The 18,817-nt window shown below is 33.1% G+C and carries 1 protein-coding gene; it reads right to left on the bottom strand.

Annotation, left to right across the window (positions count from 1 at the left end; genetic code table 11):
• Positions 1–11: 11 nt before the first annotated feature.
• On the bottom strand, positions 12–18,761 hold the full coding sequence (locus tag PG914_RS02435; RefSeq protein ID WP_488822095.1) for an InlB B-repeat-containing protein: 18,750 nt from the start codon (positions 18,759–18,761) through the stop codon (positions 12–14).
• Positions 18,762–18,817 lie beyond the last annotated feature (56 nt).

Here is an 18,817-nt window from a genome sequence, read left to right as displayed (position 1 = left end):
GAATCCCTCTCTTAATGAATCTGTACGCCACCGCTCACATGATTTAATATTGCTGTTGAATCAAGGGCTGTGAGACGTCCATCTCTATTCACATCCAATGCTAGTAATTTAGCACCACTAATTGTAGTCATTGAACCACTAATGTAGTTAATAATGGATGTTGAATCTACTGCTGTGATGCGACCATCACCATTTGTATCGCCATAAAGCACGATATGTACACGATCAATAATTTCACCTGAAGAATTCTTCAGAACAATCATTTGACCGGTTGCAACTTTGATATCACCTGTTATCTCGTTGCCATTAATATCAAGGAAGATTAATCCTTCATTTTCAAACTTAAGTGATAATTCATTTAATGACATATCAAGTTTGACACCAAGACCAATTAAATAAGTTGGATTGTCTTCTGAATAACGAACACGTTCCTCAATCGGAATAGTTGTAACGATTTCAGCATAATATAATCCTAATTCAAATAGGAATTCTTCTTTAATTGTTATATATCCGTCATATTCATAACGGGCGATTAATGTAATTTCACCAATGATTGAACCTGGTTCAATTACTTCAATTGGTTTTTCACTAATACCTGATGTTTCATTAAGTTTTTGTTTGGTTTTACCTAAAACTTGTGTAGCTTCTTCAGTAACTAAGAACCAACCAATAAATTGATGATCTTCTTTATGTGCACTTTGAAGTACGATGGTATCTTCAACTGTGTATGAGTCAGGATTAATTGCCTCACCACCATCAAGTTCATAATGAATTTGATAATGTACTGGTAACCAAATAGCTTCTAACTTCATACCTTCGTCACTAAATTTGATCGTTTGACCATCTAGATATGCTATGTATGATTCACCTTGACGTTGCCAACCAACAAAGTAATATCCCTCACGTTCAAAAGAAACATGCGGTAATGTAACATCACTATCATATGCTGCTACCATTCTAGGCATACTACCAGTAACAGGAATAATGTCACCTTCCTTGAATCCACCATTAAATTCGATATAGTAATTATTTGGTAAGAAAATTCCGTATGTTACTGTATCTTGTGTGATGAATGAAAGGTTAGTATCCCAATCAATAAAGCGATAGCCTTTTAGGTAAGGGGTTGCTACTAAGTTGTATGCACTCTTACCATATTGAACGTATTCGATAACTTCCTCTTCGCCCATAATGAAAGTTACTTGGAAGTCTCTAAGTTGACGTTCAAATTGTGCTGTAACAGTTAAATCACTTGTTACATTATTAAATGTAATATCCCAACCAATGAATGCATATTGATACATCGCACTTGGAAGTTTTGTAGGAATTGTTGTAGGTCCTTTAGCATCTTTACCATAATCAACAGTTTCAGCATGAACTAAGATGCCATTACCATCAATAAAGATGACTCTAAAGGTTTTTGGAACTTCTTTGTATCTTGCAATATAGAATATATCTTCTGTTAGAACTTGTGCCACAGGAATATGCCAACCTAAGAATTCAAATACAGTTGATTCTGTAGCATCTTTCTTTGGTGGTGCTGGTGCGATGATTGGATCACCATAAGCACCAGTAATTTCTTTTAAGATTGTGACTTCATCTTCGTCATAAAAGGTGTATGTATATTTTCTTAATGTTGCTATGTATAAAGTCTGAATCACTGTATCTTCAGTGATATATGAGAATGATTTATCCCAACCGGCAAAAATATAGACATATTCTTTGGTTGATGGTTTATCAGGAATAATTGAACTATCAGGTTCAGTTGCACCAAGTCCATATTGAACCATTTGAACTTGGAGGATATTACCATATTCATCAGTGAATGTAACTTGATATTCTTGTAAGTATCTATAGAATACTGCATTAATCACTAAATCTTGGTAAACCTTGACAGTTGTTGTTTCCCACATTCTAAAGACATAGTAATATTGTTCATTAGCATCCTTAACTGGAGTTCCTGTTGGTGTTTTTGGTGTTTGTCCATAAGGCACTAATTGTGAATCATAAACATCACCATTACCATCTGTGAACTCAACTAAGTATTGTCTAATGGTTCTGTCATAGACAGGATAATAATCACCATCTTTGATTAAGGTTTCATCCAATGTTGGACTCCAACCAACAAAGTGGTACATATATTGATTTGTCATTGGTTTTTCAGGTGGCATTGGACTTTCAATTGTTTGTCCATAAGTGCCTGAAATTGTGATATATAATTCACCAAGGTCATTATAGAATCTAGCATAGTAAATTCTTTCAACTTCCTCATAATATAATTCAACGACTAAATCAGTTTTAACATTTGTATAATCTTTACTCCAACGGATGATGTATTCATACATATCTGTTGAAGGTTTTTCTTTAATATTTGTTGGAGCAGTTGCACTCATACCTGATTCAACTTGTTCAACTTTTAAGATATTACCTTCATTGTCTTTAAAGACGACTGTAAATGTTCTTACAGTTGCCTCAAAGATTGGATAAATCTCTAAGTCTGAATCAATCACACTATAGTCTTTGTCCCAACTGATGAAGACAAAACTTTCAGTTTGGGTTGGACTCTTCATTGGTGTACCAGGGTTTGTTGCAGCTTTTAGATAATCAACGATTTGTTCTGAATAGATGTTGCCATCACCATCAAAGAATGTCACTGTATAGCGCTTCTTTATCGCATCATACTCTGGATAAACATCAAGATTTGATCTAACAAATGAAGTATCTTCGCTCCATTTTACAAACTTGAATAAATAATCTGTCTCATCTGATTTAACTGGTGCATCTGGAGGTGTAACAAAATCTCCATATTCAACATAATGATCAGTAATAAAGTTACCGAGGTGGTCATAGAATGTTACTGTATAGTATCTATCAACTTCACCAAATATTGCATAAACATCTAAATTTTCTGTAATGTAGTCAAATGGTTGATCCCATTCAACAATAACTTCTAATCTGTTTTCACCAACAATTTTAACCACTGTTTTACCAAGTTCAATAATTGGGTCATTGGCAGCTTTACCATACTCAATCACTTGAGTATTTAGTAATTGATTATTTTTACCAATGAAGTTTACTTGATACCATCTGTCAACCTCTATAAAGGTTGCATAAATGATTTGGTCTTGAACAACATTGGTATAAGAACCACTCCAACCAGTAAAGATATAATATTTATCTTCGGTTGGATTTTTTGTTGCATCCATTGGTGCACTCGCATTTAGTCCATAAGAAACTAAGACTTCTTTAATGATTCTTCCGTTTCCATCAACAAACTTAACGCTAAATTGTTTTTCTATTTCTTCATATTCTGGATAAATATTTAAGTTAGATGTAACTTCATCAAATGCTTCACTCCAGCCAATGAAATTGTATAGGTATTTACCTTCTAATACTTTTGAAGGTGGAAGTGGTGCAGATGCACTTGTTCCATATTCAATTCTTTGAATAGATAATTCATTATTAAAGGCATCAAAGAAAGTTACATTATAATATCGATCCACTTCATAGAAGATTGGATAAATGTTTAAGTTTTCTTCTACTGCTAAATAATCTTTATCCCAAGACTTGAAAATATATACTTTATCTTCTGTCTTAGTCTTTCTAACATCTTGTGGTGGATTAGCATCAGCACCAGGGTTAACATTTTCAAGTTTTAATAACTTACCATCGCCATCAAAGAATCTTACTTCATAGAATTTGTAAACTTCATTGAAGGATGCAGTAATTGTCATATCTTGTTTAATTTGTTTACCATTGTGGTTCCAACCTACAAACTCGTATGTAATTTGATTATTAGGTGATTTAAATGGTTCAGGTAATGTAACATCTTTACCCCATTCAACAACTTCTTCAGTTGTTTCATCACCGTTAACAATCGTAACGATAAATCGTTGTAGACGTGAACCATAAACTAAATTAACAGTTAGGTCACTTTCTACAAATGAAAAGTCTTTATCCCAGCGGATGAAATAATATTCTTGTCCAACTGTAGGATGTGGACCAAAGGTTACTTCCGGGTCTACTGCGGCAAACCCATAATCGACTTTTTCAGTCTTTAATATGGTGTCATTCATCATGAATGTGACGTAGTACCAACGGTATACTTCTGTGAAGTTTGGTAGAACTTCTACATCACCTGTTATATTTTGATATGTGTTTTGCCAGCTTACAAATTTATAACCAGTATCACCAACACCATCTTTACGAGGAATATTTGTTGGTATAACACCAGATTCACCATAAAGTACTGTTTGTTCTTCAAAGACATCACCATTACCATCTTTGAAGGTAATCTTATATGGTCTTAATTGTTCAGCAAATACTGGACGAATTTCTAGATTTTCTTCTACTTGTTGATAGTTTGTATCCCAACCAGTAAACTCGTAAATATATTCTACTGTTGGTTCTTTTGTTAACTCAACGTTTGGTGCAATTGCACTTTGGAAGTATTCAACAATTTGAGTTGAAAGTACATTTTCATTTTGATCATAGAAGACGACATTATAGTATCTTGGTACTTCCATAAACACTGCATTAACTACTAAATCGGATGTAATATTTGAATAATCTTTATCCCAACCAATAAACTTGAATGCTTTATCAAAGGCTGGGTTTTTAGTTGGAGTTCCACTAGGTGTTGCAGCTTTATTACCGTAAGGTACTTGTTGGCTTGAGAATGTATTTCGATTACCGTCTTTGAAAATAACAGTATATTCTCTAATCTTTTGTTCAAAGATTGCTGTAACAACTAAATCTTCTGTAACAACATCAAATGTCTTATGCCAACCAACAAACTCATAAACTGAATCAATGGTTGAATCTTTTGTTGGTATTAAATCTGGACCAATAGCACTTCTTAAGTACTCAACTTTCTCTGTATGGTAAACCACACCTTCTTTAATAAATGTTACAGTGTAGAATCTTTCGACTTCTTCAAAGATTGGATAAATCTCAATCGTACCTGTTACTGGTAAATTATAGTTATAATCCCATTTAATAAACTTATACGCAATATCATCGTGATAAGTCTTTTCTGGAACTTTTTGAAGTGGTGTTAAGTAAGTGTTATATTCACCCTTAACAATTTCATAAACCTCTTCGTCACCATCGTAATAGATCACTTCATAGTAACGATCAAGTTGTTCAAATTTAGCATAAATCTTAGTTGGTTCAAGGATATAAGTTTGATCAAAGTTGAAATCCCATCCTAAGAATTGATAAACAAAGAGTTGATCTTTGTTCTTAGTTGCTGTTAAACCAATTGGTTCAACAACTTTTTGACCATGTCTAATTTCAAGTGATTCAATCACTTTATTATTACCATCAATAAATTGTACTGTATGGTATGCTTCAGTCCATTTAGCGTATAAAACAATATTTGATTCAAAACTAAACGGTGCGATACTTAAGCCATTTTCATCGGTTATCTTAACTTCTGTACCGTTATGATCATAGTACCAACCAGTAAACTTATATCCAAAATATTCTGGGATGTAAAGTTTGAAGTGTTCATTAATTAATACATATTTGAAACTTGTGGTTGGTGTTGATTCATTACGTTCTTCAAAGCTAATGATATATAAAGAATTTCTTGTTGCATCAGCAATTCTGTTTTTAACATGAGCGTTTGGATGCATTGCAAAGTATCTTAATTGCGGATAATGATTTTGGTCTTCAATGTTAATTGATGTAGTCCAAATTGAAACGTGGTTTGTAAACTCTAATTTAGTTTCACCAGTACCGATTGCTGATTGACCTGTCATAAAGAAGTGATCTAAGCCCTTAACATCATCTGCATTTTCGCTTGAACCTATAGCTGATTTAGGTTTGATATAACCTGATACATCGCGGTAACTTTCAAGGATGGTTTGATCATAATAACTTGATCTTAAATCACCTTTAACAAATAGACCAACGATGGCACCAACGTTAGTTTTACCTAAGATAACACCTGAATTATAAGCATTCATTAAGTTACCATCAAGGTTACCAGCGATACCACCGACGTTGTTATTACCGGTTACTTTACCGTGGTTAAATACGTTTTTAATTGTTCCAAGATTTGTACCTGCAATACCACCAACATTTTCAAGACCGTTAATCGTTGCATTATTGTATACTTCTTCTACTAAACCTTCATTTAATCCAACAATACCTGCAGTATTGTTTCCACCTTTAATCAAGCCAGAAACTGAGATATGTTTGATTGAACCTTTAACCCCAAGTTTAGCAAATAATGCAGAGCCTTGAAGTGAACCATCAATAGTTACTTTAACATCAACCCCATTACCATCAAAGTTTCCTTCAAATGGTTGATCAATTGATCCTACTGGAACAAATGTATAAATTGATGTTTTATTATCAAAGTTAAGTTCATGAATTTCTTCACTCACTTTAATAAATTGATTTTCATATGTGCGACCTGATTTAACGCTTTGTGCAAAAGCAATCCAGTCACTTTCGTTTCTAATAATATAAGGATTTTCCAGAGTACCAGAACCTACCATAAAGGTTTTGGTTTTTACAGAATTTATCGATAAATCTTTAACAGTTTGATCTTTATGATTAGCAAAATATGCTAATTGAACATAGTATGAATAGTTAACGTCTGTATCTTTTGTCATAAAGTCAGTTTTTGGTGCTAACTTCATCGCTTTATCACTTAATGCATATTCACCGATCATTAAACCGTGACCAAGCGATGTAATGCCTGTAACTTCTTGATTAATACCAGCAACTTTAGTTGGTTTTGCTAGTGTTAAATGGCTTGTTGTATGATATAAATCTTCATCATAATAAACATTACTAAAGTTATTTGATGGATTCACTAAATGTCCAACAATAATTCCGTGGTCTTCTTTTGCATATACTTCACCGAAATGATATGCATTAGAAATTAAACCTCCATCCATGTTACCAACTAAACCACCAGCTTGTGTAAGTTTAGCTGTAATGATACCAGCGTTATAAACAGACGTAATGTTTGCACCTTGAAGGACACCAACAATACCACCTGCTACTGAGTCATCTGCATGGATTCTACCACTGTTATAACTTAGTTTAATATTACCGGTTGAAGTACCTGCAATACCACCTGCAATATTCTTAATTGCTTTAACTTCACCACTATTAAATACATATTCAAGATTTTCATGGTTATAACCAGTAACACCACCAACATTACCGAACCCATTAATTGAACCCGTATTATAACTATCGCTAATTAAACCTGAGTTTTGACCTGAAATACCACCAACAAATGAACCTAATGCTTCAATCGTTCCTAGGTTCTTAGAAGTTATAATAATACCTTCATTAACCCCAACAATACCACCGACGTCATTGTTTTGTCCGGTGATTTTTGCATAGTTTGTAACATTTTTAATTGTACCTAAGTTACGTCCTGCAACTGAACCAATATATGATAGACCAGATAATTTTCCGTTAATAATTAAGTTTTCAACAATTGCATTTGAACCTAATGTATGGAATATACCTAAGTTATTTTCTGATTCTTCTAGAAGATTAATCTTAAAGATTGCAAGAGAGCCATCAAAGAAACCATTAAAGATGGTTTCACTTGTTCCAATTGGACTGTAATTTAGTTCATTTAATGTTAAATCAATAATTGTTACACCAGGTGCAACCTTAAAGTATTTATTTGTAAATTCGTTACCAAATTTAACATGGTAATCGATTTCTACCATATCAAATCCATCATAGATTAAGAATGGATCTAATTTGGTACCACTACCAGTAATTGATTGATAAGTAATTGATTTTAATGAATCTGCTTGGAAGTTAGGATTACTATGTTCTTTAAAGCTTATTAATTCTGGTAAGTATTGTGTAAAGTCTAAGTTTGTTCGAATAAAGTATAGTGATTCATCCATGAACATTTGAGATTGGTCTAAACCGAATGGGAAATTTGCAGACATATCATCTAATGTTCTTGATGCTACATATAATGTGTCTGATTCATTTAAGATGGCAGTTAAAGTATTTTCTGTGAAATCTTTATTGAAGTACGCTTTATCAATTGTGCCATTGTTTTCAACTGCAATACCTGAAACATTTGAATTACCAACAATCGTTGCTGAAACATATACTTCTTCAATTAAACCTGCATTTCTTACAACAAAACCTGCAGTATTTGTTTTTCCATTAACATGCATTGTTGAGTAAGCATTTGTAATTGAACCATTTAGATAGCCTACAAATCCAGAAACATTATCATTACCATTAATCGAACCTGACGTGAATGATTCACTAATTTCTGTTTCAAGTGCATAACCAATTAAACCTGCACCGTAAGATCCAGTATGATTGATTTCACCCATGAAATATGCATTTTGGATCGTTTGAATATTACTAAACCCAAAGAGCCCACCAACATAGGAGGCACCACTTACCTTACCAGTAGTACCAACATTAATTAATTCTTTGGTTGATGAACCAGCCAGTAAACCTACATAGTTATTACCAATAACCTCTGCACTCACATAAATATTTTCTAAAGAACCTTGTGATAAACCCGCAAGTGCACCAACATAATTGTTACCCTTAACAAGTCCTTTAAGTTCAAGATTATAAATGTAAGATTCCATACCTGTGACACCGAATAAACCAACATAATCTAATGATTTTTCAATATTTAAATTAACTTCTACATGATTACCATTTAGCGAACCATTAAATGGATTTTCATTGGTTCCAATTGGTGTGTAATACGTACTAATTTCTTTAAAGTCAATGTTTGAATTGACTGGGATTTCAAATACAGCTTGACCTAATTGATAGCCATCCTTAACAATAATACCTAATGCTCTAAAGTCATATGCAGTATTTAATAAATATGGATTTGATAATGTACCTTCACCATAAAAGACTGGTACAGTTACTGATATTAATGAGTCATTTTTAACCTCTAATTTAGTTGATTCTGTGAAGATCTTTAATTGAGGTAAATATGCATTGAAATCTTTATATTGTTTTAATGTAAATAATTCAAGTTGTAGTGATACTTCAAAGACAACATCAGAAGTCATTTGGTTTTGATAAATTGACTTCATGCCTTCTTGTGAACCTGTGCCAACAACTAATGTTGCTATAGCTTGTGTATGATTCTTGTTTACTGCATAACTACTTGAATCTTTTAAGTAGAATGCATTTTGTACAACGGTAGCTCCATCACGACGACCAGCAATACCACCAAGCCATGTTTTACCAAATACACCACCAGTTGAATAGACGTTATCAAGATTACCCATTAAGTAACCAACAATACCACCTGCTTCGGTGTATGTTTGACCATTACCAAGTGCGTGAATATCTGCTGTGTTATATGCGTTTTTAATTACTTTATTTCTAACAATTGCTCCAGCGATACCACCGATATATCTTAATGTACCAGTGACTTCACCATGGTTGAATGCACCAATGATATCACCATCTGAATAACCAGTAATACCACCGACATATTCAGTACCTGTTACCTTAGCCATGTTATAAACATTTTCTAAGAGACCATAGTTTCTACCTGCAACACCACCTATGATTCTGCCACCAGTGATATTACCTCTAACCCCTAAGTTCTTGACAACACCACTTTTACCAATAACACCAAATAAACCTTGGTATTGAAGCGCATTATTAAGTTCTAATTCAAAGACGGTATTATTACCATCAAAATTACCATCAAAGCTTGTTGTTGCATAACCAATTGGTCTAAAGTTAGTTGCTAGTCTTAAGTCAATATATTCAACTGAATCTGCAACTTTAAAATAGATTTTTGCAAGATTATAACCAGCATAAGTCATGTTAGCAATAGCTTCCATGTCGTAGGCATTATAGATGATATAAGGATTACCCTCAGTACCATCACCTTCTGAGAAGATATCTACTTTAACCACTTCTTTTGAGTAATCTTTAATTGTTTTATATGTACTTTCTGCAAACACCTTTAATTGAGGGAAGAATGCGAAGAATCCAACTTGTTTTTCATATACCCAGCTGGTTGAATTAAATAGATTTGTTGAAGTATATAAATCCATTAAAGGAAGGCCTTTAACTGTTGGTTTATTTAATTTATTTGAAATTGCTTGAACTGGTTTATATAATGTTTCACGATCACTTATTTCAATCTTAATTTCGTTGTAGTAAAGGTTTTGTTCATCCCCAGTTGAAATACCAATTAAGGCACCAACAAAAGAATTGCCAAAGACTGTTGATGATGCATAACCTTCATTAATCGTGTTTTCGTTATTACCAACTAAGGCACCAACATTTGTATGGCCAATAACTTCGCCAATATGGAATGCATAATTTATAGTGCCTTCATTAGAACCAACTAATCCACCAACATTATTCATACCAGTGACATTCACACTTGAGAAAACATTTTCCATTAAACCTTGATTAACTGCTGCAATGCCACCAACATAATTGTTAGCTTTAACATTACCTGAAACAGATAAGTTTTTAATGGTTGCATGTGGTCCTAGAACACCAAATAAACCTTGATAATCAAGATTATTGTTGATGTTTAATTTAAAGTTTGTACCTAAACCGTCAAATGCACCTTCAAATGGATACTCAACTGTACCAATTGGTTGATAAGGTTTACCATATGTTAAATCAATTAAATCAATGTCATCTTTAACTTTGAAATAAGTTGATTCAAAGGTATTACCATTTCTTACAAGCTCTGCTAAGTAATCCATATCATCTTTACTAATAATGATATATGGACTATTTAATGTACCTTCACCAATAAAGACGTGAGTTGAGATAGCTTGTTGTTGATCAATTCTAGCCTTTTCATTTGTTGATTCACTAAAGTATTTTAATCCTGGATAATAAGCATTTAAATTATCAATTTCAGTGAAGATCCATGATGATGCTTCTAATTCAAAATTCTTTAATGTAGAAAGACCAATTAAATCGTATTTATATAATTTCTTTAAGTTTTCAGTTTCTAATTTGTTAGCAATTGCTTGAGTAGGTTTTAGATAACCTGCTGGTTGAATATACGCATCAATGACTGATCTGTCATAATATGAATTTGCTTCATAAGTTGTGCCAGATACACCACCGATTAATCCACCTAAGTTAGATGCTACACGACCCATAACAAGTCCTGCTGAATAACTTTCTTCAAGATTTGTTGAATTGTAAGAAGCACCAATAATTCCACCATTCCAAGATTGTCCTGATGTTATTGTAGATGTGATTGAACCACGGTTAAATGCATATTTAATTTTAATGTTGTTATTGGCATAACCAATAATACCACCGACTACTTGAGTTGCTTGAATGTTACCAAAGTTAAATACATTGGTTAATGTACTCTTCTCGCCCCAACCAACTAGTCCACCAACATCACGTGAGGTTGATGTAACATCCCCCATGTTATATGAACCAGTCATTGTTACATTTGTGATAACACCGACTAAACCTGCAGTATATTGGCCACCTTTTACATTTGCACTATTTGAAATATTTGTTATTTTTACATTGGTTGCATAACCTGATAGTGCACCAACATAATTTCTACCTGTTACTTGACCAGCAATTTCAATATTTTGAATGATCGCAGAATCACCTAAATAACCAAATAAACCAACATAATCAGATGTTGCACGATTAGTATTTAAAACGATTCTTGCATAGTTACCATCAAATCCACCTCTAAATGGACGTGTATTACTATGTCCAATTGAAATGAATCCTAAGCTTGGATCAGTTAAATCTAGAACAGTAACACCATCCATAACTTTAAAGTAAATGTTTAATAAACTTTCATTTAAAGTAATGTCAGATAATGCCTTCATATCTAATTCATCACGAATTAAGTATGGATTGTTTTGCGTACCATTACCGTATGCAAAACGAATGATTCTAGCTGATGCATCTGCATTATTCTTAATTGTTGCATTTGCATTTGATGCAAAGCCTGATAGTTGTGGATAATAATCATAGAATCCAGTTGAACCTTTAATTGTCCAAACTGTATTACTTAATGATGTATTTAAAAAGATATTTAAACCTGTAATTTCTTCTTTTTCTTTATCAAATGTATTTAATCCTGGTTGGTTTGAAACTGCATGTAAAGGTTTTGTTCTATCTTGGATTAAATCATCAAATTCAATAATTGTTCTATTGTAATAAACATTTGTAATATCAAGGGATTGTGCAAATCCAATTAAACCACCAACATTTTGATACCCTTGGACTTTGCCACCTGAATAACCTTCACCAACTAAACCATTGTTATAACCGATGATGCCACCGATGTTTGAACCTGCACCATTAACATTACCAGTTGCATAGAAGTTTTCAATTTCACCGTTATTAACACCTAAAAGACCACCGATATTGTTGTTACCAGCAATTTCAACTTTAGTGTATACATTTTGTATAATTGCTTCACTATACCCTGCAACTCCACCTAAGTTATTGCGTCCTTGAATTAAACCAGTTACAGATAAGTTTTGAATTGTTGCATCACTTGATAAGTAACCAAATAAACCTAGATAATCAGTACCTGTAAGATTAATTTTAAAGTTTGCATAATTACCATCAAAATGACCTTTAAATGGTGCAGTATTTGTACCAATCGGCTTATAATCAACCGTTGTTAGATCAAGTTCAGCAATCCCTGAACCAACTAAATAGTAAGTATCTTTAGCGTCAAAATCTGCTGTAATTGATACCGCAAGGGTAGCCATATCTCTTGGTGTATTAATGATATAAGGGCTAGCCTTGGTACCATCACCTAAGAATGGATTAGTGATTACTGATAAGATTGAATTATCTTTAACTGATTGATATTTATTATCAGCAAAAACTTTTAATTGTGGATAGTATGCATAATTTCCTTCAATCATTTTAAATGTCCAAGTTGTTTCACTAAAGCCACGTGATCCCATTTGGTTATCAAACATCATGGTTTTAGTTAAACCTTGTCCCGTTACTGCTGTTGAAGGAATTGTATTGTAAGGTTTTTGATATGATTGTAAAACTGAAACATCATAATACAGGTTAGTTCTAGCATTTGCAATACCGTTATAAACTGATGGATTATCATATCCAATAACCCCACCTGCATAAGAGTTAGCTGATACTAACCCTGCGGAATATGATCTTAAAATTGAATTATAGTGATAAGTCGATGAGGTACTTCTTTGATATAACATAGACCCCCCAGCAATACCACCGGCATAGCTTGGAGATTTAACTTCACCACGATTATATGTATCTTGTATTGTACCTTCATAAAGATAGCCAACGACCCCACCTGCATATGAAGTAGTTGCAAACACATCAGCAAAGTTAAACACGTTAGAAATGTTACCGGAAGTATTACGTCCGACAACCCCACCAACTTGTGTTGTTCCTTTAACATCTGCAAGATTGTAAACATTTAAAACATTACCTGATACTTTTTGACCGACTACTGCACCAGTATATGCAGCACCAGTAATGTTTCCGGTAATATAAAGATTTTGAATGGTACCTTTACCAAAATATCCAAATAAGCCTTGATTATCTGTTGTTGTATTTATTTCGATATTAATTTCTGCAAAGTTTCCATCAAATGAACCATAGAATGGACGAGTTGATGTACCAATTGATTCATAAATACCTAATTCTAGTTTTTCTATACCATCGTCAACTTTGAAATAGAAACCTTCGAAAGTATTCCCATCTTTTACCTTTTGTCTTAAGGTATCCATATCTTGTTTACTACGGATTAAGAATGGGAAATCAACATTACCTAAACCATCTTTAATATCAATTCTGACATTTGATGTTGAGAAATCACGTACAACAACCAAAGCATGTTCAGAAAAAACAGTTAATTGCGGATAATATGCAAAAACTTCGTCTTTTTCTCTTAAATACCAACCATTACCAAGTTTACCTTCCATTTTAGTGAATAGTTCAACAGAATCCATTGCATATGTAGTTGATTTTAAACTTGATGGTTTTGTATAACCTGCTGGTTGATCATAAGCAGCAATCACTGTGATGTCATAGTAGATATTCGTTCTTATGTTAGCCCCACCACTATAAACAGATGGGTTATCATATCCAACCACACCACCAACATAACCTGTACCTAATGCTGCTACTTGTCCAGCATTATATGAGTTATTAATTTCATTTGTATGATATGTAGATGAAGTACTTCTTTGGTATCTCATTGAGTAACCTACAACACCACCTACAGCCGATGTACCATTAACTGTTCCTAAATTAAAGCCATTTGATAATGTACCAATATAGAGTTGACCAATCAATCCACCTACATTTGTCGTACCTGTTACATTAGATGTATTGTATACATTTCTAACTGTTGCAGTATTGACATAACCAACAATAGAACCTGTATTTGATGCACCTTTAATCGCACCAGATACTGAGAAGTTTTCAATAACAGCACCATTATTAATCGCACCAAAAATACCAACTTGGCTATTCGTTGTATCAATATTTACAACAAAATTTACCCCATTACCATTAAATGTACCTTGAAAGTAATTAGTTGTTGTCCCAATTGGAATAAAGTTTCCTAAATCAAGTTCATTAATATTATCATCAACTTTAAAGTAATAATTCTTGTAGTTATTACCTTCATTAACCATTCTTGATAATTCGTGCATATCATCAGCACTCTTAATTAAGAATGGATCACCTTGTGTACCTAAACCACCTGATACATCTTTGATTGTTGATTGAATAGAATCTACTTTAATCTCTGCATCTTGATTAAATGCAAATACTCTTAGTTGTGGATAATAAGCATTATCCTCAGTTCTTGTTTGTCTAAACCAAATAGAACCATCATACTTTATTTCAGTAATTAAATCACCATATAGTAAGAAATCTGAAGTTTTACCATAAGCATGGCCAATAACTGCAGGTTTTTGAGTATATGGTTGATCATATGCAACTAAAACGGATGTATCATAATACACATTTGTTCTAGCATTTGCTCCACCGGTATAAACTGATGGATTATCATAACCTACGATGCCACCTGCATTTGAATTAGATGAAACTAATCCTGATGAATACGAGTTTGTAATTGAATTATAGTGATAAGTGGATGAGGTACTTCTTTGATATAGCATAGAACCACCAGCAATACCACCAGCATTGGTTGGTGATAATATTTCACCACGATTGTATGTGTTAGTTACTGTACCTTCATAAAGATAACCTAAAATACCACCTGCATATGAAGTGGTTGCAGTTACTGATGCATGATTATAAGCACCATTAATTTCACCCGCTTGGTTTCGACCAACAATACCACCAACTTCAGTTGTACCTTTAATGGATGCTAAATTATAAACGTTTTTAACTGTACCAGAAACTTTGTAACCAACAACAGCACCAACGTACTGTGTACCTGTGACAGATCCTGATATATATAGATTTTGAATTGTACCTTTACCAAAGTATCCAAATAAACCTTGGTAAGTTGTTGGATTATTAATAACTACTTTAAATTCAGCATAACTACCATCAAATGAACCATAGAATGGTCTAGTACTCGTACCAATTGGTTGATAAGCACATAAATCAAAGAATTTTACTTCTGGATTAACTTTAAAGAAAAATCCTTCAAATGTATTACCATCAGCTACTTTTTGACGCATGATATTAATATCTTCAATCGAATTAATAATAAATGGTAATTCTTCTGTTCCCATACCAAGTGAGATATCGACTCTAACAGCTAATTCTGATCTATCACTAATATCTTTTTCAATATGAGATGTAAATAATTCAAGTTGTGGATAATAAGCAAACTGATCACCTTTTACTTCCAAGAACCAACCAGTTCCAAATTTGCCATTCATCTTAGTAAATAATTCACCAGAGTTCATCGCATAAGTTGCTGACTTTAAACTTGATGGTTTTGTATAACCTATTGGTTGATCATAATTTGCAATGACAGTGACATCATAATAAATATTTGTACGAGTATTAGCAATACCGTTATAAATTGATGGATTGTCATATCCAATTGCCCCACCAACTGAGTTATTTCCGTTAACTGCAACCTCACCTGCACTATAGACATTTGTTATTGAGTTATAGTGATAAGTGGATGAGGTACTTCTTTGGTAAAGCATTGAATAACCAACAACACCACCAACGTAGTTGTTACCATGGATTCTACCTAAGTTGAATGCATTATTTAAATTACCATTATATAAGTAACCAATAATGCCACCTATATGAGTAGTACCTGTAACATTTGCAGTACTATATACATTTCTAACTGTTGCATTATCAACATGTCCTACAACCGCAGCAGTATATGAAGCACCAGTTACAGTACCTGAAACTGAGAAGTTTTCAATGATTGCTAAGTTATTTAAAGAACCAAAAACACCAACATAACTATTGGTTGTATTGATATCAACAACAAAGTTGACACCATTACCATCAAAATTACCTTGGAATTTATTTGTTGCATTACCAATTGGAATGAAGTTACCTAAATCAAGTTCAGTAATACCATCGTCAACTTTGAAATAATAATCTTTATAAAGATTACCAGCTGCAACTTTTCTTGATAATTCATGCATATCTTCTGCTGTTTTAATTAAGAAAGGTATCGCTTTGGTACCTAAACCATAAGAAATATCAAGCGAAGTTGATTTAGTATTCTCATTTTTAATTGCAGTAACAGTATTTTCAGCAAAGACTGCAAGTTGAGGATAAAAAGCAGTTGTTTGAGTCTTTGTTTGTCTTCTCCAAATAGATGGGTCAAACTTTAATTCAACTGTTAAATCACCATAAAGAAGGAAATCTGAAGTTTTACCATATGTATGATTGATAACAGCTGGTTTACCAGAAAATGGTTGATCATAAGTAACTAAAATTGATGTGTCATAATAAAGGTTTGTACGTGCATTTGTAATACCATTATAAACTGATGGATTATCATAACCAACTATACCACCTGCATTTGAATTTGCTGAGATTAAACCTGAATTATATGAATTTAAAATTGAATTATAGTGATAAGTGGATGATGTACTTCTTTGGTATAACATTGAACCACCAGCAATACCACCTGCACTATTTAAAGATAAAATTTCTCCATGATTATATGTGTTTTGAATCGTACCTTCATATAAATAACCTACAATTCCACCTGAATATTGAACAGATGCATAAACTTTTGCATTATTAAATGATGTTTGAATATTACCTAATTGGTTACGTCCAACAACACCACCAACTTGAGTAGTTCCAGTAATTGTAGCAGAGTTATAAACATTTTCAATTAAGCCTGATTCTTTATAACCAACAACACCACCTACATACTGTGTACCAGTAACTTGTCCTGTAACATATAAGTTTTTAATTGTACCTTTACCAAAATAACCAAATAATCCAACATAAGTTGTATCTTCAATTGAAATATTGAAATTAGCAAAGTTACCATCAAATGAACCATAAAATGGGAATCCTGTTGTACCAATAGGTGTTGTTTCACCAAGATTAAAAACAGTTCTACCTTCTTGAACTTTAAAATGGAATCCTTCAAAAGTATTCCCAGCTAAAATTTTTGATTTTAATGTTTGAATATCCGTATTTGTTCTAATTAAGAATGGTCTTGTTGGAGTTCCTAAACCATTTGAAATATCTGTTGTTACATTATCAATGGATCTTGCAACAATATCTGTGTTTGCATGTTCTTTGAAGTATGCAAGTTCAGGGTAATATCCATAGTTGGTACCAATATTTGTAAAAACAAATGTTGATGTTAATTTAGTTGACATACCACTCATTAACACTTCACTGTTTAATGCATATTGAGTAGTTGATAAACTAGAAGGTTTCTTATAACCAGATGTTTGGTCATACATTGCATTGACTGAAATATCATAATAAATGTTTGTACGTGCATTGGCATTACCATTATATAAAGATGGGTTATCATAACCAATTGCCCCACCAACGTTGCTTCCTGCTACTTCGACAGTACCTGCACTATAAACATTTGAAATTGAATTGTAATGATAAGTGGATGATGTACTTCTTTGATATAGCATTGAATAACCAACCAAACCACCACCACTCGACTGTGCTTTAATCTTACCTAAATTATATGAAGAAACTAAATTTCCTTCACGAAGATATCCAATAATACCACCAATTTGTGCATTACCTTCAACACTAGCAGTTGAATAAACATTACGCACATCACCTTTGTTTAAGTAACCAACAATACCACCGACGTTATTTTGACCTTTGACATAACCTGAAACAGAGAGATTTTCAATTGTTCCACTTTGTACAAAACCAAAAAGACCGACATAGTCAGTTGTAGCTCTATTTAAATTTAATTGAAAGTTAACTCCGTAGCCGTCAAACGTACCTGAGAAAGGTCTTGTGTTTGAACCGATTGGAATGTAATCATCACCTAATGTAATTTCACTTACATTTGCAGCAACAATGAATACTTTCCCAGAAAACGTATTTCCATTTGCTACTTCAGTTGCAAGACGCTTCATATCTGCTGCGTTTGCTATAACATATGGATCTGCTTCCGTCCCTGCTTGTGATAAAAACACACTTGCAGTTGCTGGTGGTCGATAACTTATATGTTCAGCTGCATCACGTTCTATATTCTCGATGTCTGTGTTGAAATGCATGATTGTGAGTACAGTACTGATTGTTAAAATTACTAAAACTAAGGCTAGTAATAGTTTTCGAATTCTAACTTTCACAATGCCAACTCCTCATCAAAGCTGGGGTCAAGTAAAATAAAAGGCTTTTTGCCGCA

The sequence above is a fragment of the Acholeplasma sp. ORD1043 genome, assembly GCF_057808485.1.
This window is presented reverse-complemented; position numbering and strand designations above follow the sequence as displayed.